The organism is Kribbella sindirgiensis (assembly GCF_004331435.1).
GTDB classification, from domain to species: Bacteria; Actinomycetota; Actinomycetes; order Propionibacteriales; family Kribbellaceae; genus Kribbella; species Kribbella sindirgiensis.
The window spans coordinates 636,190-654,689 of record NZ_SJKA01000003.1; the positions used below are offsets into that span (position 1 = coordinate 636,190).

Consider the following 18,500-nt stretch of genomic DNA (forward strand, 5'->3'; position numbering starts at 1 on the left):
AACGAGATGGATGACGTACGAGAGGTCAGCGCCGAACTTCACCGACTCGCCGAGTCGGAGGCGATGGGCCCGCTGGACACGACCCGGGTGCTGGAGCGCGGCCGCCGTGGCAGGCGGCGCCGGAAACTGCTCGGCGCGGGCGGGGCGGTCGCCGGTGTCGCGGTGATCGCGCTCAGCGCGAGTCTGCTGCCCAACCTCAGTTCGGCCGGCAACCAGCCGGGCGTCGCAGGCGATCAGGCGGCGAACTCGCAGTTCGGCCCTGTCCCGGGCGTCCCGCGCGGTGAGGCCGGAGCGGACCAGCGGATCACCATGGAAGAGGCACAGCGGCGCTGCGACCTGCGGAATCCGGACGAGAAACGAAAGCTCCGGGACACGAAGGGGGCCCGGTCCGGCCACGTGTCGATGTACGACATCAAGAACGGCCAGAAGTGGAACATGTGCATCGTCCCCGGCGGGGACAGGCCGTCGGCCGAGCTCGTCGCGGCGGCAGCCAAGGATCCGATGCCGAAGAGCATGGACGGCAAGCTCCGCAACTGCTCCGTACTGACCTGGGTCGACGTGACCGGCTGGCAGGTCGTGGCGTCCGACGAGTCGAGGGCGCTCGGACAGGCCGAGGTGGTCGCGCTCTCCCCCAGCGGACACAAGGTCATGGAGTGCTCGTTGCAGACGAACATCCCGAACAAGACCGGCCTGCAGGGCAACACGACGTTCGCGACGCTGACCAACCTCAACAGCGGCGACCCGGTGCTGAACCCGGCCGACAAGTCCGCTCGGGCCGACATGTACGCCGGCGGGGGCGGCGGCGGGCCCTGCACAGCCGGGGTCTGCAAAGGGTGGGGAATGAGCGGCTGGGGCCGGGTCGCCTCGAAGGACGCCGTCACGGTCCGCATGCGGATCGGGAACGGTCCCGTCTACGAAGTCCCGGTCGGCGAGGGCGGCTGGTTCGCCTACACCTGGAAGACCACGACCAGCCACCCGCAGAAGACGTTCCCGAAGGTCGCGGCGTACGACAAGGCCGGGAAGATCGTCAAGGTCTTCGAATAGTCATCAACCAAAGGGCGGCGTCGTTGGCCTCCCCATCGAACCTTCGAAGGGGAGGTCCTGCGGGCTGAACCTCGGCTCGCTGACGGCGCGCGGAGCGTCGTACCGAATGTGTACTCCGTCGGCGAGTGAGAACCGGCGTGCCCGTGGGCTTGAACAGGCTATTGCGGCTGTTCTGTCCGATATGTGGGCGGCGATCAACCCGATCCGGCAACAGGCAACAGGCAATGGTGGGTAAGCACCTGGTATTACCTGTCCCCAGTCACCATTGCCTGTTCCCAGTCCCCAGTGCGTGTTCCCGGTGCGCGTCCTCGGTTACCGCTATTCCGTCGGTGCATCGAGTCGTGGGGTTCGACTGGTTTGGGGAGGATCACCTGCCGTTTTCGGGGTGCAGGGCTCCCCGAACTGGTTTGGGGAGCCCTGTGCAGCGACGGGGTTTGTGGGGGGTGCGCGGCGGCTCATTAGGTAGAGCACCGGCGAGACGCCGTACGCGCCGGGCGCGGTCACGCTCAGGTGCACTGCCCAGCCCCTCGACACGTCCAGTCGAGAACGCATACTCCGCCCGGGCCGTGACAACCACCCACATATCAGTCACAAGAGCCGTTATGACCTGTTCAAGGCCACCATTTCCTGGTCAAGCGGTGCGGCGTTTGAGGGTTGCTGCGCCTAGGCCTAGGGCTGCGAGGATGAAGCCTAGGACTACCAGGGTGTCGGCGCCTGTGCCGGTGGTGAAGCCGTTGCCTTTGGCTACCCCTATGACGGCGTCGACCGCGTAGGACAGGGGCAGTACGTCGCTCAGAGCTTGGAGGACTGTGGGGAGCTGGTCGCGGGGGACCAAGAGGCCGCAAAGGAGGATTTGGGGGATCATCACTGCCGGCATCATCTGGACGGCCTGGAACTCTGTTGCTGCGAAGGCGCTCGCGAAGAGGCCCAGCGCCGTACCCAACACCCCGTCGAGAACCGCGACCACGCCTAGTTGCCAGGCGGCGCCCTGGATGTCCAGGTCCAGGAGGTACAGGGCGATCGAGACCACGACCAGTGCCTGGACGACGGCGATCAGGGCGAACGCGAGGGCGTAGCCGAGCAGGAAGTCCAGCTTGCCCATCGGCATCGTGAACAGCCGTGACAGCGTCCCGCTCGACCGTTCGCGCAGTGTCGCGACGGACGTGACGACGAACATGATGATCGACGGGAACACCGCGAGCAGCGGCCCGCCGACGCGGTCGAAGACCATCGGGGAGTCGGTGAACATCCACCACATCAGGCTGACCAGCAGCGCCGGCAGCACGATCAGCATCGCCACCGTCCGGTGGTCCCGTCGCAGCTGAGCGAGCACTCGGGCGGCTACGGCAAACGTCACACGCGGTGTCATCGCGCACCAGCTTTCCGCTCGATCAGGGTGAGGAACGCCTGCTCGAGGTCATTGGTCCCGGCCGACAGGAGCAGGTCCTGCGGCGTGTCGTCGGCGAGCAGTTCGCCGTCGCGCATCAGGAGGAGACGATCGCAGCGCGAGGCCTCGTCCATGACGTGACTCGACACGAGCAGCGTCGCGCCGGCGTCGGCGAGTTCGTGGAAGAGTTTCCAGAGATCGCGCCGGAGCACGGGATCCAGGCCGACCGTTGGTTCGTCCAACACCAGGAGCTCCGGGCTGCCGAGCAGCGCGGCCGCGAGTGAGGCGCGTGATTGCTGGCCGCCGGACAGCTGGTCGACCCGGGCGTCCGCGTGCGACGTGAGGTCGACCGCCTCGACGACCCGTTCCACATCGGACGACGGAACCCCGAGGACCGCCGCGAAGAAGCGCAGGTTCTCGGTGACGGTCAGATCGCCGTACACACTGGGCTCCTGCGTCACGTAGCCGACCCGGCCGCGCAGCTTCGGCGCGCCGGCCGGCAACCCGAGGACCGAGACGTCGCCGGTCACCCGCGCCTGCAGGCCGACGATCGCGCGGATCAGCGTGGTCTTGCCGCAGCCGGAGGGCCCGAGCAGCCCGGTCACCGACCCGGCCCGGAGGTCGAACCCGACCCCGTGCAGTATCTCCCGGTCGCCACGTACCACGACGACGTCACGGCAGCTCACCGCGTTTTTCATCATGTGATGAATTTAGCGCTTACGACACTCCTTGGCAACAGCCCGTCAGACGACGGGCTGCCCCAGCGTCGGTTCGCCGTACCTGGCCCGCAGCTCGGCGAACCGCGCCACCTTGTCGGCGCCGAACCGGGCGACCTCGGCGGCGTACGTGTCGCCGGTGAGGAACACCGGCGGCCGCCGCTTGCTGTGGAACTTGTCGGCGTACAGGACGAGCTCCTCCTCCGGCGTCCGCGGGAGGTAGTCGTCGACCGGGATCGGCAGCGCCTGCCGTACGACGTCGTCGCGGGTGATCCCGACGCCGGTATGGCACGACGCGAACCGGCAGATCTCGACCGGAAAACCGAGCGACGACAGCAGCGCGTGCCCGAGGACGCCGTGCCGGACGTACGCCGTGGACTCCAGGCGATACACCCCGATGTCGTGCAGCAGCGCGCCCGCCCGCACCAGGTCGGTGTCGATGTCCAGCCCGGCGAAGAACTGCTCCGCGATCGAGCACACCAGCCGGCAGTGCTCGTGGACCAACTCGAAGGACGACCGGCTCGGCGCGTGATCGCGGTGCAGCGCACGGATCTCGCGGTCGGTCGGGATCTCCATCAGGTCGGGATCTCCATCAGGTCGGGATCTCCATCAGCCGGAGACGTACTGCTGGATCGCCGGCCCGATCCGGTCGACGAGCTGGTCGAGGTCGGCGGACGCCACCGGCTCGAGCTCGACCACGTACCGGGTCAGCGCCATCCCGATCAGGTGACTGGCGATCAGGCCGACCCGCAGCTTCGCGTCCGGGAGGTCGATGAACTGCGAGACCGGCTCGAGGATCATCCGGGTCATACCCTCGCGCATGATCCGGGCGACGTCGTCGCTGGTGACGACGCTGCGCAGCATCGCCTTCATCCGCTGCTGTCCCTCGTCCGACTCCCAGACACCGAGGAACACGGTGACGATCCGGCGGCCGAGGTCCTCGCGGGACCCGTTCAGGATCGCCGCGGCCACCTGCCGCGGATCCAGCGGCAGCGCCATCGCCTCGATGAACAGCTCGTCCTTGCTGTCGAAGTAGTGGTGCACGAGCGCCGCGTCGACACCGGCCTGGCGCGCGACAGCGCGGATCGACGTGGCCGCGAAACCCTTGTCCGCAAAGGATTCCCGGGCCGCCCGCACGATCTCGCCCCGGGTATCCGGGCCCCCCGGACGGCGTCCCGGCGTACGGCCGGTTGCTGTCACGGAGTCAGCTCCGAGATCTCACCGTCCGGGGTGACCGCGAACGGCGTACGCCGCGACCGGGAGGCTCCGGATCGGACGAAATGCTTGCGGGTGAACTCCAGCGACTCGACCAGGTCGACCTCACGTTCGGAGCGGCTGGTCGCGCGACGGGTGTTGATCTCGATGATGATGTGGCCGCGGAAGTCCTGTTGCGCGAGGACGCCCAGCAGGTCCGCGGCGCGTTGCGTACCGCGGCCCGGGACCAGGTGCTCGTCCTTCGCGGAGCCGGTGCCGTCGGTCAGGTGCACGTGGGTCAGGCTCTTGCCCATCGTCGCGGCCAGTTCGACGCAGTCCTGCTCGGCGGTGGAGGCGTGCGACAGATCGAGCGTGGTGTGCGCGTACTCCTGCTCGGTCGGGTCCCAGCTCGGCGCGTACGCCTGCAGGTCGCGGCCGGGAGCGCGCCACGGGTACATGTTCTCCACCGCGAGCGTCACGCCGGTCTGCTCCTCCAGCCGGGCGATCCCCTCGACGAACCCGCGCGCGTAGTCCCGCTGCCAGCGGAACGGCGGGTGGACGACGACCACGTCGGCGCCGAGCTCCTTCGCGGCCTCGGCGCTGCGTTCGAGCTTGCTCCACGGGTCGGTCCCCCAGACGCGCTGCATGATCAGCAGGGTCGGGGCGTGGATCGCGAGCACCGGCAGCTGGTGGTAGTCGATCAGCCGCTGGATCGCGTCGATCTGGGTGCTCAGCGGATCGATCCCGATCATCACCTCGACACCGTCGTACCCGAGCCGGGCGGCCAGCTCGAAACCGCTGGCGGTCGACTCGGGGTAGACCGACGCGGTGGACAGGCCGATCTTCGCGGTCGTGCGGGAGCTCATCGGGGTTGCAGCTGGTCGAGCCGGGACAGGATGACGCCTTCGCGCAGGGCCCACGGGCAGACCTCGAGCGCGGGCAGGTCGAAGAGGTCCATCACGGCGTCGGCGACCAGGGCGCCGGCGGTCAGCTGGGACGCGCGACCGGCCGAGACCCCGGGCAGGGCGGCCCGGTCGGCGGCCGACATCTTGGTCAGCTTCGGGATCCACTCGTTCAGGTCGTCCCGGTTCAGCGTGCGCGGCACGTACGGTCCGTCCGCGGAAGGGGCCGCGCCGGCGATCCGGGCCAGCGAACGGAACGTCTTGCTGGTGGCGACGGAGCGCTGCGGCTTCCCGGCGCGCAGCACCGGACCGGCGACCGCGGCGAGCTCCAGCCGGATCCGGCGACGCAACGCCCGGACCTCGTCCTTGTCCGGCGGGTCGCTCTTCAGTCCCTCGCGGGTCAGCCGGCCCGCGCCGAGCTGCACCGACTCCGCCACGGTCGGCTGCTCGTCCGACCCGGCCGCGATCTCCAGCGAGCCGCCGCCGATGTCGAACACCGCCAGGCGCCCGGAGGACCAGCCGAACCACCGCCGTACCGCCAGGAAGGTCAGCCTGGCCTCGTCCTCGCCGCTCAACACCTCGAGGTCCACGCCGGTCTCCTCGCGGACCCGGCCCAGCACCTTCTCACCGTTCGGCGCCTCGCGGAGCGCCGAGGTGGCGAATGCGAGCACCGACTCGCAGCCCTTGTCCTCGGCCAGCTCGACCGCCTGCTTGGTGAACGAGACCAGCCCGTCGGCGCCGGACTGGTCGATCTTGCCGTCCTTGTCCAGGTGCTCGGCCAGCCGCAACTCGATCTTGTGCGAGAACGCCGGCAGCGGCGCGGCACCGCGATGCGCGTCCACCACGAGCAGATGGACGGTGTTGGATCCCACGTCGAGTACGCCGAGCCGCATACCCTCACGCTACTGGACAACCGGAGTAATCACTGTTCTGGAGTCGTCGTTCACAGATCGGCGGGTGCTGCGCGTACGCTTTCCAGGTGCCTGAGGTTTCTCTCGATTTCCCCCGTGCCTGGGTCGAGTTCACCGACCCCGCCGACCCCGACCAGGTCTTCCGCTGCGACCTGACCTGGCTGACCTCCAACTGGTCCTGCATCTTCGGCGGTGGCTGCCAGGGGATCTACAAGGGCCGTCCGAGCGACGGCTGCTGCACCCTCGGCGCGCACTTCTCCGACGCCGACGACGAGAAGCGGGTGAAGAAGTACGTCAAGGAGCTCGGCAAGGACGACTGGCAGTTCCGCAAGGAGGGCCGGAGCAACGGCTGGGTCGAGACCGACGACGACGGTGAGCGCAAGACCCGGGTCTGGGAGGGTGCGTGCATCTTCCTGAACCGGCCGGGGTTCGAGGGCGGCGCCGGTTGCGCGCTGCACGGGCTGGCGCTGAAGCGCGGCGTCCATTTCGTCGAGACCAAGCCGGATGTGTGCTGGCAGCTGCCGATCCGGCGGACCTTCCGCGAGGTCGAGCGGCCGGACGGGACGACGTACACCGAGGTCGGGATCGGCGAGTACGACCGGCGCGGCTGGGGCCCGGGCGGGCACGACCTGGACTGGTACTGCACGGGGAACACCGAGGCGCACATCGCGGTCGAGCCGGTCTTCGAGTCCAGCAAGGTCGAACTGCAGACACTGATGGGGCTCAAGGCGTACGACGTCCTCGCCGACCTGTGCCGTCAGCGCCTGGAGGCCGCGCGGCCGCTGCTGCCGCACCCGGCGTCTAAGTAGCGATCTTCCCGTTCTCGACGAGCCACGAGACTCCTGAGAGAGCGGCTTCGATCGCGGAGTAGCGCGGGCGGAAGTCGAGGAGCCGGGCCGCCTTGTCCATCGAGCAGTTCGGGCTGTGGGCGATGTGGTCCCAGGTCGCTTCGGCCTGCTCCTTCGGCCAGGTGGTTCGCAGCTGGCCGATCGGCCGGAAGCCGAGGTTGGCGGGCTGCCCGAACCAGTCGGCGAGCGCGTGCGCGTATCCGCGGAGCGTGACCGCGTCGCTCGCCACCGCGTGGAAGCTCTCGCCGATCGCGGTCGACCGGCTCGCGATCGCCGCCAGGAACACGCCCGCGACATCGTCGGCGTGCACCGGGTTGAGCGTCTCCAGGCCGAGGTTCGGCAGCAGGACGTCCGCACCCTTGGCGAGGTTCTCGTAGACGCCGAGATCGAAGTTGCCGGCCGGGTTGACGGGCGTCCAGCCGGGTCCGCAGATGTGGCCGGGGTGGACGATCGTGACCGGGAAGCCGTCGCGGCGGGCCTTGGTCAGCAGGTACGCCTCGATCGCCGCCTTCTGGACGCCGTACTCGCCGAACGGTTTCCGCGGTGCGTCCTCGCGGGTCGGGACGACCAGGCTCGGGCCGTGCACCCAGATCGTGCCGCAGTGCAGGAAGTGCTGGACCCTGCCCTCCAGCGCCTCGGCCAGCCGGCGAGCGCTGTCCTCGGTGAAGCAGATCAGGTCGACGACGATGTCCGCGTCCAGGTCGGCGACCCGTTGACCGAACGTCCCCGCGGTGTCCTCCGCGGCGCGGTCGATCTGGACGAACGTGACGTCCTTCCAGGTGCCGTCCGAGTGGTACGGCGTACGCTCGCCGCGACTGAGGACGGTGACGTCGTGCCCGAGCTGGACCAGCCGCGGGACGAGGTAGGTGCCGATATGGCCGGTTCCGCCGATGACGACTGTGCGCATAGCACTTGAGAGTAGTCCGACACACCCCTGACATCACGATTGTCGGTGGAGGGCGCAAGAATGATCGGCATGCGTCTGGATCATCTGTCGTACGCGTGCGGGCCGGACGGGTGCCGCGCGACCGTCGAGCGGTTGTCCGCGCTGCTCGGAGCGGAGTTCGTGGACGGTGGGGTGCACCCGCGGTTCGGCACCGTGAACCACATCCTGCCGCTGGAGAACGACCGGTACATCGAGGTCGTCGACGTGCTCGACCACCCGGCGTCGGACAAGGCGCCGTTCGGTCAGGCGGTCCGGGCCCGCAAGGAGCTCGGCGGCGGCTGGCTGGGCTGGGTGGTCGCGGTCCGCGACATGGAGCGGATGGAACAGCGCCTCGGCCGGCAGGCGGTCCCCGGCAACCGGCACCGCCCCGACGGGCTGAACCTGACCTGGCGGCAGATCGGCGTGAAGGGCCTGATCGCCGACCCGCAGCTGCCGTTCTTCATCCACTGGGACGACCTGTCCGAGCACCCGTCGATCGGCGGCAAGGACATCAAGCTGACCGGGCTCGAGATCGCCGGCGACCCGACCCGGGTCACCGACTGGATCGGCCACCCCGCCGACCACCTCCTCGACGACCTCGACGTCGCCTGGGTCGGCCCGAACGGCCAACCGGGCCTGGTCGCGGCCGTCTTCCAGACCCCCAACGGTATCGTCCGCGTCTGATCCCCGGTCCCAGCTCGTCAGTGGATGTTCTCCAGGTCGGCGAGTGAGGTTTCCAGGTGGGCGAGCAGGCGTTGCAGGTGGGGGACGGTGCGGCGGCAGCCGGTCAGGCCGAAGTGGAGTTCGTGGGCGTAGCTGGTGACGCTGATGTTCAGCGCCTGGCCGTTGAGGACGATGCTCGCGGGATACATGCCGAGTAGTCGGGAGCGGTTCCAGTAGAGCGGGCTCTCGGCGGGGCCGGGCACGTTCGAGATGACCACGTTGTACGGCGGCGTCGTACGGCCGGCGACGCCGGGAAGCACCGCGGCGGGGCCGGCGACGCCGAAGCCGAGGGCGCCGACGATCAGGTTCTGCAGCGGGCTGAGGTCGGAGAGAACACGTTTTCCGTGGGCGGTCGACGCCATGATCCGGCGGATCCGGCGCTCGGGATCCGCCTGGTCGGTGGCCAGGTCGGCGATCAGCGTGGCGAGCGAGTTCCCGCCGCCGGGCGCGTCGTCCGACGTCCGCAACGAGACCGGCACCATCGCCGTCAGCGCCTTGTCCGGCAGGGCGTCCAGCTCGAGCAGATAGTTGCGCAGGGCCCCTGAACACATCGCCAGCAGTACGTCGTTCAGCGTCGCACCGGTGATCGCCCGGACCTTCTCCAGCCGTTCGATCGGCCACGACTGCGCCGCGAACCGCCGCGCACCGGTGACCGGCTGGTTGAAGATCGTCCGCGGCGCCTGGAACGGCATCGTCGAGTGCACCAGGCTCTTCACACCGGCCAGCGGAAGACCGGCCAGCCCCGCGGCGGTCCGCAACGCGTCACCCGGAACCTTGGCGATCGCCCGCAGCAGACCGGTGTCCGGCCGCGGCTCGGCGACCTTCGGCGGCAGCGCGTACGTGGCCGGCATCCCGGTACGGGTCGGGTCGGTGGTGAGGGTGTCCTGCATCCAGCGGAGCGCGGTGACGCCGTCGATCATCGAGTGGTGGATCTTGCTGTAGATCGCGAACCGCCGGCCTTCGACGCCCTCGATCAGGTGCATCTCCCACAGCGGGCGATGCCGGTCGAGCAGTGTCCCGTGCAGCCGGCTGGTGAGCTCGAACAGTTCGCGGTACCGCCCGGGGCGGGGCAGCGCGGACAGCCGGACGTGGTACTCCAGGTCGATCTCGTCGTCCTGTTCCCAGGACCAGTAGCCGAGGTCCACCGGCCGGTTCCGCACGCGGCGCGCGAACAACGGATGCACCTCGGGCGCGGCCGTCATTTCGTGGTACAGCCGCGACACGAAGTCCCGCGACGACTCCGGGAACACGTGATCCCGCCCGGCGCCTTCCGGCAACTCGAACAGCATCAGCCCACCGACATGCATCGGTTGCTCCCGAGACTCTCCGCCCAGGAACATCGCGTCCAGCGGCCCCACCACGGTCATGGTCCTCACCTTCCCGGCAAACCATCGTGGTCGTCGTACGAGAGCGCGTCTACACCCCCACAACTCCCTTCACCGAGAATTAGTTACCGCAGCAACAACGATCGGACCCGCTCAGTCGAGCGGGCGGTAGTTGACGCCGATCCGCTCGATGCGGGTCAGGTGCGGGCGGAGGCGGGTGAGGAACTCGTCGTACGACGTCTTCGGGGAGCCCCAGGCACGTTCGGCGAAGGCGGACAGGCGCGGGAGCAGCATGTAGCCGACCTGCTCGGGTCCTTCCATGTACTCGGTCCAGATCTGGCACTGGGTCCCGACGATCAGCGCCTGCTCCTCCGCCGACAACCCGTCCGGGATCGGCTCGAAGTCGTACACCTTCTCCAGCGGGATGTTCCCGCCGATCGCGAGCGGCTCGCTCGCCGGGTCGCCCTGGTAGTAATCGAAGTACACCGACTCACACGGCGCCATCACGGTCTCGTGACCGGCCTTCACCGCGATCTCGCCGCGCTGCGCGCTCCGCCACGCCATGATCACCGCGTCGCGAGGGCAGTCGGTGTCGACCATCTCGTCCCAGCCGACCAGCCGGCGCCCTTCTTCGGCGAGCACCTCCGCGACCTGCGCGGTGAACCAGCCCTGCAATTGGCCCGGCTCGTCCAATCCGAGCTCGGCCTGCCGTTTCTGCGCCGCCTCCGACTCGGCCCACTGCACCGACGGGCACTCGTCGCCGCCGAGGTGGATGTACGGCGACGGGAAGATCTCCAGCACCTCACGCAGAACGGTCTTCACGAACTCGACCGTCGCATCGTTCACGTTCAGCACGTCGTCGCTGATTCCCCACACCTGCCGCACCGCCAACTGCCTGTCCGGGTGGTTCCCCAGCTCCGGGTACGCCGTGATCGCGGCCTGCATGTGACCGGGCAGGTCGATCTCGGGCACGACGGTGATACCACGCTCCGCGGCGTACGCGACGATCTCGCGCAGGTCGTCCTTGGTGTAGAACCCGCCGTGCGGCGTGCCGTCGTACTCGAACTCGGTCTGGCCGTGCGACATCTTGCCGACCATGGTCTCGGCCCGCCACGCGCCGATCTCGGTGAGCCGCGGGTACGCCTCGATCTCGACCCGCCAGCCCTGGTCGTCGGTGAGGTGGAAGTGCAGCACGTTCAGCCGGTGCAGCGCGAGCACGTCGATGATCTTGAGGACGAAGTCCTTCGGCATGAAGTGCCGCGCGACGTCCAGCATCATCCCGCGCCAGCCGAACCGCGGCGCGTCCGCGACGTGCGCCAGCGGTACGGCGACCTTCCCGTGCTCATCCGGCTCGGCGGCCTCGACCAGCTGCGCGTACGTCGTCTCCGCGTGCCGGAGCGCGTCCTCGGAACCGGCGGTCAGCCGGGCTCCTTCGGCCGTCACCTCGATGCGGTACTCGGTGTTGCCGAGGTTCTCGACCACGTCCCGGACCGCCTCGCCGATCGGATCGGCGGTCAACCACCGGCCTTCGTGGACGGTGAGTTCTCGCGGGGCAGGGACGATCGCGATGTCGGACATCGGGACTCCAGGGAAGGGGATCGATTTATGTCAGGACGATCCTATAAGCGGCTTCCTTGTCAGGTTCATGAGAGGGTTCGCTCGTGACGAGCGAGCAGCAGCGGACGACTCTCCGCGTCCTGGTGGCGAGCAACGCGCTCGGAGGGGTCGCGACGGCCAGCGGCTTCGCAGTCGCCGCATTGCTGGCGGAGAACGTGTCCGGGTCCACCTCCATGGCCGGTCTGGTCGCCACGTCGACCACACTGGGCGCCGCCGCTCTCGCCGTACCGCTGGCCGGTCTGGCACGGTCCTACGGCCGACGGGTCTCGTTGAGCATCGGCTACGCGATCGCCTTCGTGGGCGCTGCGCTGACGATCGTCGCCGCGCAGATCGGCTCGCTGGCGCTGCTGCTGGCCGCGGGCTGCTTCTTCGGCAGCGGCTCGGCCTCCAACCTCCAGTCGCGGTACGCCGCCACGGACGCCGCTGAGCCCAGCCGTATCGCCCGTTCGCTCGGGCTGGTCGTCTGGGCCACGACGATCGGCGTGATCGTCGGACCGAACCTGACCGGGGTCGGCGGCTCGGTCGGTACGTCACTGGGCATCCTGGCGCTCGCCGGTCCGTACGTGTTCTCGGTCGTCGCCTTCGGCCTCAGCGCGGCCACGGTGTGGGTCGGCATGCGCAGCCAGGTGCGGCCGGGCAAGGTGGAGCGCCAGCCGCTGGCCGAGACGTTCCGCCAGGTCATCCGCATCCCGCACGCGCGCCTCGGGCTGCTTGCGATCGCGACGGCGCACGCGGTGATGGTCGGCGTGATGTCGATGACCTCGGTCCACCTGCGCCACCACGGCGCCTCGCTGACCATCGTCGGCTTCGTCATCAGCGGACATGTGGCCGGCATGTACGCCCTGTCCCCGCTGACCGGCTGGCTGGCCGACCGGCTCGGCCGGATCCCGACGATCGGCATCGGCCTCGGCATCCTCGCGGTCGCGATGACGCTGGCCGCTGTCGCGCCGGACGACGCACACGCGCTGACCGGAGTCGCCCTCTTCACGCTGGGCCTCGGCTGGTCCGCCTGTCTGGTCGCCGGCTCCACCCTGCTGTCGCGGTCCGTGCCCGAGGGCATCCGCACATCGGCGCAGGGCCTGTCGGACCTGACGATGGGCGTCCTGGCTTCCCTTTCGGGCACAGCTGCCGGCCCCGTCCTCGCGTACCTCGGGTTCCACTGGCTGGCCGTCTTCTGCGGCATCCTCCTGATTCCGGCGGCCCTACTCGCCGTAACGACCAAACAAGCAGTAGCTAGGGTTTAGCGATGTGAGCGTCGCGGACGGCGGGATTCCGAGCCCGAACATCTGGCACCACCCGAAGGTGTACGAGGTCGAGAACCGGGCGGTCGACCCGAACGGCGTCATCGAGCCGGCGATGCGGGCGATCCGCGACTGGGCCGGCGCGACGGTCCTCGACATCGGCTGCGGGACCGGGTTCCACCTGCCGATCTTCGCCGCGACGGCCGGACACGTGATCGGCGTCGAGCCGCACGGAGCACTGGCGGACGCGGCCCGTCGACGTACGCAGGCTTTGCCGAACGTCGAAGTACGGCAGGGGACGGCGCAGCGCCTGCCGGTACCGGACGCGTCGGTCGACGTGATGCACGCGCGCTGGGCGTACTTCTTCGGGCCGGGGTGCGAGCCCGGACTGACCGAACTGGACCGGGTGATGCGCCGCGGCGGGACCGCGTTCGTGATCGACAACGACGGGAGCCGGTCGACGTTCGGTGCCTGGTTCCGTACGTCGTACCCGATGATCAAGGCGCCTGTGGTGGAACGGTTCTGGGCGGATCGCGGCTGGCACCGGACACCGCTGGACATGGGCTGGCGGTTCGAGACCCGCGCCGACCTGGAGGCGGTGGTGAAGATCGAGTTCACCCCGAAGGACGCGCGCCGGATCCTCGCGTCGCACACGGGTGTGGAGGTCGACTACGCAATCAACCTCTGGAGCCGGACCTTCTAGACGACACTCTCCGGTCTGCGGACGGACCTCCGGTCCTCATAGGGTTGACGGACCACTCGACGGGGTTCCTGGGGAGGCGCCAGCCACGGATGGACGGACTGCTGCTCGATCACGTGCCGGGGTTGCCGGGGCGGCTCCGGATCGACGTAGGTGAGCAGCGTGCGGTGGTGGTGCCTCAGGCAGCCGACCGCCGCAGGCTGGCCGACATCGTGACCGGGCTGGACGACCCACCACCCGGCGCACTCGTGCTGGCCAGTGGAAAGGTCCGGCTGGTCCCTGCCGAAGGCGGCTTACTCCCCCACCTCACTGTGCTCGGCAACGTGATGCACGGGCACCGCACGTCCCAGTCGGTCATTAGTCAGGCAGCGCGGGAAGCGAGCGTCGTCAAAGCAGTCGGCTGCGGGCTGGAGGATGTACTGGACCGCTACCCGTACGAGATCACCGCAGGCCGTCGCCGTCTGGCCGGAGTGGCCCGGGCGCTCGGCGCCTACCCGCGAGCGATCGTGCTGGAGGACGCCAACGGCCTGCCTACGTGGGGATCGCTCCTGTCGCTCCGGCCCAACCCCGACCTCGCCTCAGCCGCTCTGATGCTCATCACAACCAGTGCGACGCGTACAGCGGGGTTTGTCGATGCTGAGTAGCCGCAGAGCGTTTCTGGGGACCGCAGCGACACTTCTGCTGGCCGGCTGCTCGAGTGACGTACTAGGACTGCGACGCGCGGTCCGCGTAGCTGTCAGCTGGAGTGGCGAGGAGCTGCGCGCGTTCCACAAGGTCCTGGACAGCCTGGGTACGTTGAACTACCCGGTCGAGGTCGTGCCTCTCGGCGACGCCATCTCCACCGCCTTCGGCATCCGCTCCACCCGGAGACCGGACATCGTCATGCTGCCGCAACCAGGTCTCGTGCCGCGCCATCTGTCTGACTTGGAGCCGATCCCCGAGGACATCGCACCACTTGGCCGGGCCCGTCTGTGGAAAGAGCTCCTGGTTCACGAGGGAACGACGTACGGCGTGCCGTTCAAGACAGCGCACAAGTCGGCGGTCTGGTACCGCCCCTCGGTGTTCCGGCAGGTCGGCGTACAACCTCCACGGCAGTGGAGCGAGTGGCTGACACTGAACCGGACGCTGACGCAGGCCGGTGTCACACCGATGGCGCTGGCCGCAGGTGACGGTTGGGTGCTCACAGACTTTCTGGAGAACGTCCTGCTGGGCATCGCGCCGTCTGTCTACTCTGAGCTTGCTACGGCGAAAGACCCGCGGCCGTCGCAGCAGCCGCAGTTCGCGGCCGCACTGCGGTTGCTGGGCACCATGTGGTCCGCGCCTGGTCTTCTGGCGGGCGGGGTGAAGGAGTCGCTCGTCCAGCAGTTCCCGGACGCACTGGTGGAGGTGTTCGGGCACCGCAGGGCCGCGATGGTTCTCGCGTCCGACTTCGCCGAACCGGTAGTGCGCTCGTTTGCCGCAGACCCCCATGACATAGGGCTTTTCACGTTCCCGCCGATGAATGCGGGGGCTCCTGCACCCGTGGTCGTCGGAGGCGACGTGATGGTGCTGCAGAAGCCGACCTCGGACGACGCACGCGACCTGGTACGCCGGTTGTCCGCACAGACCGCGCCGGACCCGTGGATCGCGGAAGGCGGGTTCCTGGTCGACGGACGGACCACCGGGTACTCCCCCGAGCTCACCCGGCTCGCCGAGCAGCTGACCCGGCCCGGAGAGCAACTGCAGTTCGACCTGTCCGACCGGCTCGGTCGCATCGGAGACATCAACGGACTGTGGCGGGTGCTGACCGACTTCCTGATCGCGGTCGGGCGCCCGGACGCCGCCGTACCGGATGCGGTGGACGACGCGATGGCCGAGCTGCGGAACGTGGAGGAGGGCTGATGGGCCTGCAGACCAACGGCCTGTCACTCGAGGTCGTCGGCCGGGAGGTCACCGGCCGTCCGGTGCAGGGCAAACCGCGCCGACCCGCCGGACCGTACCTGCTGGGACTGCCGGCGTTGCTGCTGAGCTGTTTGCTGCTGGTACCGATCGGCGTGACCGTGGTGGCGGCGTTCCGGACGCGCGGCGGTTTCGGGCTCGGCAACTTCGCGGTGATGGGCGACCCGTCCGCGCTGCATGCTGTGGGCAACAGCCTGTTGTGGGTGATGGTCGCGTTCGGAACCGTCGTGGTCGGGTTCTTCCTTGCCCTGTTGAGTCATCGGCTCCCGGCGGTCACGACGTTCCTGCAGCCCGCGCTCGTCATCCCGTTCGCTGTTTCGGTGCTGGCGTCCGGTGCGACGTTCCGGCTGATCTTCGACCCGACGCCGGAACGCGGCACGATCACTGCCGTCTGGACGCGGCTGTTCGGTACCAGTCCGGTGTGGCTGGGTCCTGGACTGTTCTGGCTGGTGCTGGTGTCCGCGTTCGGCTGGACCTGGCTCGGGTACGTCGTGTCGCTCTTCCGCGCCGGTCTGGACGCGATACCGGACGACGTGTCGCGGACGCTCACGGCTGAAGGCGTGACGGGCTGGAGACGCCTGCGGGCGTTGGAGATCCCGCTGCTGCGTCCGGTGACCGGCGTGGTCACGTTGACGCTGGTCATTGCCGCAGTGCGGGTGTTCGACCTGGTACTGATCGTCGTACCAGGGTCGATGCAGCGGTCCGCCGACGTACTCGGTCTGAACTGGTGGCGGGCCACCACGACAGGTGGCGACTCAGGACGGACGGCGGCGCTCGGCGTGGTGCTGTTCGCGATCGTCGCGGCGGTCGGGCTGATCGGCGTCCGCGGGCTGCGTCGCCGGCGGTGGGCGATGCCCGTGGCCGTCGTACGGCCGGATCCGTCGCTGGGGCGACCGAAGCCGGGCCGGGCGGTACGGCGGTTCGGCTGGCTCATTGGGCTCGCTGTCGCGCTGGTGTGGATCTTCCCGGCCGTCGTACTCGTCGCCACCGCACTGCACTCGCCACGAGACGCCGGTCTCCGCGGGTGGTGGTCGTTGTCGGGGCTCGGGTTCTCGTCGTTCGCCGCCGCGGCCAACGTCGGGTTGTTCCGGGCGCTGCTGTCCACGCTGGTGATCGCGGCCGCGGCAACAGCTGTCCTGCTCGTCATCGCCGTACCCACCGCGTACCTGGTCGCCTGGGGCGGCCTGCCGACGCGGCTCGGGCGCATCGCGATGGGCGTGTTCGTCGTACTGGCCGTGACACCGGTGCAGATGTACGCCGCTCCGCTGCGGGATGCGATCGACACAGCCGGGCTGGCCGGGTCCCGGGTCGCACTGGCACTAGTACATGCGGCTGCTGGTCTACCGTTCGCCGTACTGCTGCTGCGATCCGCCTTCGCGTCTGCACCACCTGCGCTTGTGTCTGAGGCGTTGCAGGGTCCAGCGCGGCAGAGCGCTGTACTGGCGACTGTGCAGCGGACGTACCGTCCCGCGCTGGTTGCTGTTGCGGTGCTGGAGTTCGCACTGGTGTGGAACGACTTCATCGTCGGGTTCCTGATCAGTGGGCCGGGCGCGACGCCGTTGTCGCTGGTGCTGTGGGGTGAGGCGCGGCAGTTCTCCACGTCGAGCGGACCGGTCGCTGCCGCGGCTGTGGTCGCGTCCGTTGTACCTGTGGTGCTGATGCTGACGTTCTGGCGGACTGTGGTGCGCGGACTAACGACAGGGAGCCGGCCGTGAGTGAGGAGCAGCCAAAGCGGGAGCCACCGGAGGAGCAGTCGCGGATCCAGGAGTTCTCCCTGGTCGTCGGCGGTGTCGCGTCCGCATTGCTCACCGATCTCACGTCACAGCTGCTGAACCAGAGCCTCGGCCAACGCGGCATCGTGCAGTGGGTCGGGTACTCCGTCGCCGCGCTGCTCGTGGTCATCTCCTACCTTCGGCTGCGCGCGCGGCGCCGGCGTGCGCGCATCCGCCGCCAGCAGGGTGCGAGCGAACTGCACGCGGCCGCCGAAGAGGCCGAGCAGTGGATGATCGCGCTCGGATCGGACGCTGGTGGGATGGGGGCAGCCGAGTGGTTCACGGTGAACGAGGACTGGCTCCGCGACCTGGTCGCGACCGAGAACCCGCAGAACGCGGCCGTCGACGACTTCGCCCGGATCTGCGACGCGCTCGAGGCCTGGTACGTACGCCGTCCCAACCCTGACGCACTCCTCCAACTGAGCGAGCTCCTGAGCGCCGCAGCGGAGGCCAGCGGGCGCCGTGGTCTCGCCGAGCTCGCAGCAGCGCGGGCGGCAACGGCGTACCGGATGCTAGGCGACCTGGACACGGCCAGCACCCGGCTGGGCGTCTCGGACAACATCGCGACCCACGGCCGTACGGCGGCCGCGCTGAAGACGCGACGCCAAGTCGAACGCGCCCTGCTGCACCTGGCCCGCGCAGAACGCGCACCGGCCGGCAACGACCGTGACGAGGCTGTCCTGAACGCACGCGACCGGCTCGACGACGCACGCCTCACCCGGCCCGGTCCGGACCTCGCAGCCGACGTAGCGATCTCCATCAACCTCGCCGTCGTGCATCTGTACCAGCACGACGACGAAGGCGCACTCGATCAGCTGCGCCCCGCACTCGCCCGCGCGACAGCGGCCGGTGACGTGAGCGGACAGGCCCACGCGCTGGAGCTCATGGGCGTGGCGGCGTGGATGCAGCGCAACCGGCACGAAGCCGGCAGCCGGTGGGAGCACGCCGCGAACCTGTACGCCGAGATCGACGAACGCGAAGGCCACGCCCGCTGCCTCCAGCACCTCGGCTCCGCGGCCGTCGTCGCCGAGGACCTGGACACCGCACTCGACCTGCTCGAACGCAGCGCGACACTGCGCACGTCGGAGAGCGAGCTCCTGACGAAGTACCTCGACGCGGCCCGCCGAACCTCGGACCTTCCCGTCGTCGACGAAGACCCACCACGCCGTACGGCGGTCACCTGGCTGAAACGCCTGCGCACCTTCTTCACCCGCTGACAGACGCGGCTGCGGGTGTCGCGCCGGTTTGTCGGCGGGC

At 69.1% G+C, this 18,500-nt stretch carries 18 protein-coding genes; 9 read left to right on the forward strand and 9 right to left on the reverse strand.

All coding sequences use genetic code 11. From position 1 onward, the window contains the following. Positions 1-6 precede the first annotated feature (6 nt). Complete coding sequence (locus E0H50_RS11545; RefSeq protein WP_131286856.1) at positions 7-1,044, forward strand: hypothetical protein; 1,038 nt, start codon at positions 7-9, stop codon at positions 1,042-1,044. Positions 1,045-1,675: 631 nt separating this feature from the next. On the opposite strand, the gene E0H50_RS11550 is transcribed toward E0H50_RS11545, so the two are convergent. Genes E0H50_RS11550 through E0H50_RS11575 form a run of 6 tightly spaced genes read right to left on the reverse strand, consistent with a single transcriptional unit; the run spans position 1,676 to position 6,136 of the window. Beyond that, entirely contained in the window at positions 1,676-2,413 is a 738-nt protein-coding gene (locus tag E0H50_RS11550; RefSeq protein WP_131286858.1) for an ABC transporter permease, read from the reverse strand. Further along, the gene (locus tag E0H50_RS11555; protein ID WP_131286860.1) at positions 2,410-3,132 is read right to left on the reverse strand and encodes an ABC transporter ATP-binding protein; all 723 of its coding nucleotides are present in this window, start codon (positions 3,130-3,132) and stop codon (positions 2,410-2,412) included. The genes E0H50_RS11550 and E0H50_RS11555 overlap by 4 nt, the downstream gene beginning before the upstream one ends. A 42-nt stretch (positions 3,133-3,174) precedes the next feature. Then, the gene (locus tag E0H50_RS11560) at positions 3,175-3,723 is read right to left on the reverse strand and encodes an HDIG domain-containing metalloprotein (RefSeq protein ID WP_131286862.1); all 549 of its coding nucleotides are present in this window, start codon (positions 3,721-3,723) and stop codon (positions 3,175-3,177) included. A gap of 33 nt (positions 3,724-3,756) precedes the next feature. Next, complete coding sequence (locus E0H50_RS11565) at positions 3,757-4,347, reverse strand: TetR/AcrR family transcriptional regulator (RefSeq protein ID WP_131286864.1); 591 nt, start codon at positions 4,345-4,347, stop codon at positions 3,757-3,759. After that, a complete protein-coding gene (locus tag E0H50_RS11570; RefSeq protein WP_131286866.1) occupies positions 4,344-5,207 on the reverse strand; it encodes a sugar phosphate isomerase/epimerase family protein in 864 nt (287 codons plus the stop codon). Before E0H50_RS11570 ends, E0H50_RS11565 begins: the two co-directional genes overlap by 4 nt. Further along, positions 5,204-6,136: a Ppx/GppA family phosphatase gene (locus E0H50_RS11575; RefSeq protein ID WP_131286868.1), complete on the reverse strand. Its 933-nt coding sequence runs from the start codon at positions 6,134-6,136 to the stop codon at positions 5,204-5,206. The genes E0H50_RS11570 and E0H50_RS11575 overlap by 4 nt, the downstream gene beginning before the upstream one ends. A gap of 86 nt (positions 6,137-6,222) precedes the next feature. Between E0H50_RS11575 and E0H50_RS11580 the strand changes: the two genes are divergently transcribed. After that, complete coding sequence (locus tag E0H50_RS11580) at positions 6,223-6,963, forward strand: DUF3109 family protein (protein ID WP_131286870.1); 741 nt, start codon at positions 6,223-6,225, stop codon at positions 6,961-6,963. Here E0H50_RS11580 and E0H50_RS11585 read toward each other — a convergent pair. Further along, complete coding sequence (locus E0H50_RS11585; protein ID WP_131286872.1) at positions 6,956-7,909, reverse strand: NAD-dependent epimerase/dehydratase family protein; 954 nt, start codon at positions 7,907-7,909, stop codon at positions 6,956-6,958. The genes E0H50_RS11580 and E0H50_RS11585 overlap by 8 nt on opposite strands. 69 nt (positions 7,910-7,978) lie before the next feature. Here E0H50_RS11585 and E0H50_RS11590 point away from each other — a divergent pair, with 69 nt between their 5' ends. Then, the gene (locus E0H50_RS11590) at positions 7,979-8,611 is read left to right on the forward strand and encodes a VOC family protein (protein WP_131286874.1); all 633 of its coding nucleotides are present in this window, start codon (positions 7,979-7,981) and stop codon (positions 8,609-8,611) included. 17 nt (positions 8,612-8,628) lie between these two features. Here the strand turns inward: E0H50_RS11590 and E0H50_RS11595 are convergent, their stop codons facing one another. Together E0H50_RS11595 and E0H50_RS11600 are read right to left on the reverse strand one after the other, a co-directional pair. Beyond that, positions 8,629-10,017 (reverse strand): WS/DGAT/MGAT family O-acyltransferase, encoded by a 1,389-nt coding sequence (locus tag E0H50_RS11595; protein ID WP_131286876.1) that lies wholly within the window; start codon positions 10,015-10,017, stop codon positions 8,629-8,631. 111 nt (positions 10,018-10,128) lie between these two features. After that, positions 10,129-11,553: a beta-N-acetylhexosaminidase gene (locus tag E0H50_RS11600; protein ID WP_131286878.1), complete on the reverse strand. Its 1,425-nt coding sequence runs from the start codon at positions 11,551-11,553 to the stop codon at positions 10,129-10,131. Positions 11,554-11,636: 83 nt separating this feature from the next. Here E0H50_RS11600 and E0H50_RS11605 point away from each other — a divergent pair, with 83 nt between their 5' ends. From E0H50_RS11605 to E0H50_RS11630, 6 genes are all read left to right on the forward strand, one after another. Next, the gene (locus tag E0H50_RS11605) at positions 11,637-12,836 is read left to right on the forward strand and encodes an MFS transporter (RefSeq protein ID WP_131286880.1); all 1,200 of its coding nucleotides are present in this window, start codon (positions 11,637-11,639) and stop codon (positions 12,834-12,836) included. A 4-nt stretch (positions 12,837-12,840) separates the two neighbouring features. Continuing rightward, positions 12,841-13,536, forward strand: a complete 696-nt coding sequence (locus tag E0H50_RS11610; RefSeq protein WP_131286882.1) for a class I SAM-dependent methyltransferase — start codon at positions 12,841-12,843, stop codon at positions 13,534-13,536. Between the two features lie 89 nt (positions 13,537-13,625). After that, on the forward strand, positions 13,626-14,177 hold the full coding sequence (locus tag E0H50_RS11615; RefSeq protein ID WP_131286884.1) for a P-loop NTPase family protein: 552 nt from the start codon (positions 13,626-13,628) through the stop codon (positions 14,175-14,177). Further along, positions 14,167-15,414 carry an ABC transporter substrate-binding protein gene (locus tag E0H50_RS11620; RefSeq protein WP_131286886.1) on the forward strand — a complete coding sequence of 416 codons (1,248 nt, stop codon included), beginning with the start codon at positions 14,167-14,169 and terminating at the stop codon, positions 15,412-15,414. The genes E0H50_RS11615 and E0H50_RS11620 overlap by 11 nt, the downstream gene beginning before the upstream one ends. Further along, positions 15,414-17,186: an ABC transporter permease subunit gene (locus E0H50_RS11625; RefSeq protein WP_131286888.1), complete on the forward strand. Its 1,773-nt coding sequence runs from the start codon at positions 15,414-15,416 to the stop codon at positions 17,184-17,186. The genes E0H50_RS11620 and E0H50_RS11625 overlap by 1 nt, the downstream gene beginning before the upstream one ends. Then, positions 17,183-18,460, forward strand: a complete 1,278-nt coding sequence (locus E0H50_RS11630) for a tetratricopeptide repeat protein (RefSeq protein WP_131286890.1) — start codon at positions 17,183-17,185, stop codon at positions 18,458-18,460. Before E0H50_RS11625 ends, E0H50_RS11630 begins: the two co-directional genes overlap by 4 nt. Positions 18,461-18,500 lie beyond the last annotated feature (40 nt).

What these genes read in the sequence shown, in the direction of transcription:
- E0H50_RS11545 (WP_131286856.1), top strand. Translation starts at nt 7, where the DNA reads ATGGATGACGTACGAGAGGTCAGCGCCGAACTTCACCGACTCGCCGAG.
- E0H50_RS11550 (WP_131286858.1), bottom strand. Translation starts at nt 2,413, where the DNA reads ATGACACCGCGTGTGACGTTTGCCGTAGCCGCCCGAGTGCTCGCTCAG.
- E0H50_RS11555 (WP_131286860.1), bottom strand. Translation starts at nt 3,132, where the DNA reads ATGATGAAAAACGCGGTGAGCTGCCGTGACGTCGTCGTGGTACGTGGC.
- E0H50_RS11560 (WP_131286862.1), bottom strand. Translation starts at nt 3,723, where the DNA reads ATGGAGATCCCGACCGACCGCGAGATCCGTGCGCTGCACCGCGATCAC.
- E0H50_RS11570 (WP_131286866.1), bottom strand. Translation starts at nt 5,207, where the DNA reads ATGAGCTCCCGCACGACCGCGAAGATCGGCCTGTCCACCGCGTCGGTC.
- E0H50_RS11575 (WP_131286868.1), bottom strand. Translation starts at nt 6,136, where the DNA reads ATGCGGCTCGGCGTACTCGACGTGGGATCCAACACCGTCCATCTGCTC.
- E0H50_RS11585 (WP_131286872.1), bottom strand. Translation starts at nt 7,909, where the DNA reads ATGCGCACAGTCGTCATCGGCGGAACCGGCCATATCGGCACCTACCTC.
- E0H50_RS11590 (WP_131286874.1), top strand. Translation starts at nt 7,979, where the DNA reads ATGCGTCTGGATCATCTGTCGTACGCGTGCGGGCCGGACGGGTGCCGC.
- E0H50_RS11595 (WP_131286876.1), bottom strand. Translation starts at nt 10,017, where the DNA reads ATGACCGTGGTGGGGCCGCTGGACGCGATGTTCCTGGGCGGAGAGTCT.
- E0H50_RS11600 (WP_131286878.1), bottom strand. Translation starts at nt 11,553, where the DNA reads ATGTCCGACATCGCGATCGTCCCTGCCCCGCGAGAACTCACCGTCCAC.
- E0H50_RS11615 (WP_131286884.1), top strand. Translation starts at nt 13,626, where the DNA reads ATGGACGGACTGCTGCTCGATCACGTGCCGGGGTTGCCGGGGCGGCTC.
- E0H50_RS11620 (WP_131286886.1), top strand. Translation starts at nt 14,167, where the DNA reads ATGCTGAGTAGCCGCAGAGCGTTTCTGGGGACCGCAGCGACACTTCTG.
- E0H50_RS11625 (WP_131286888.1), top strand. Translation starts at nt 15,414, where the DNA reads ATGGGCCTGCAGACCAACGGCCTGTCACTCGAGGTCGTCGGCCGGGAG.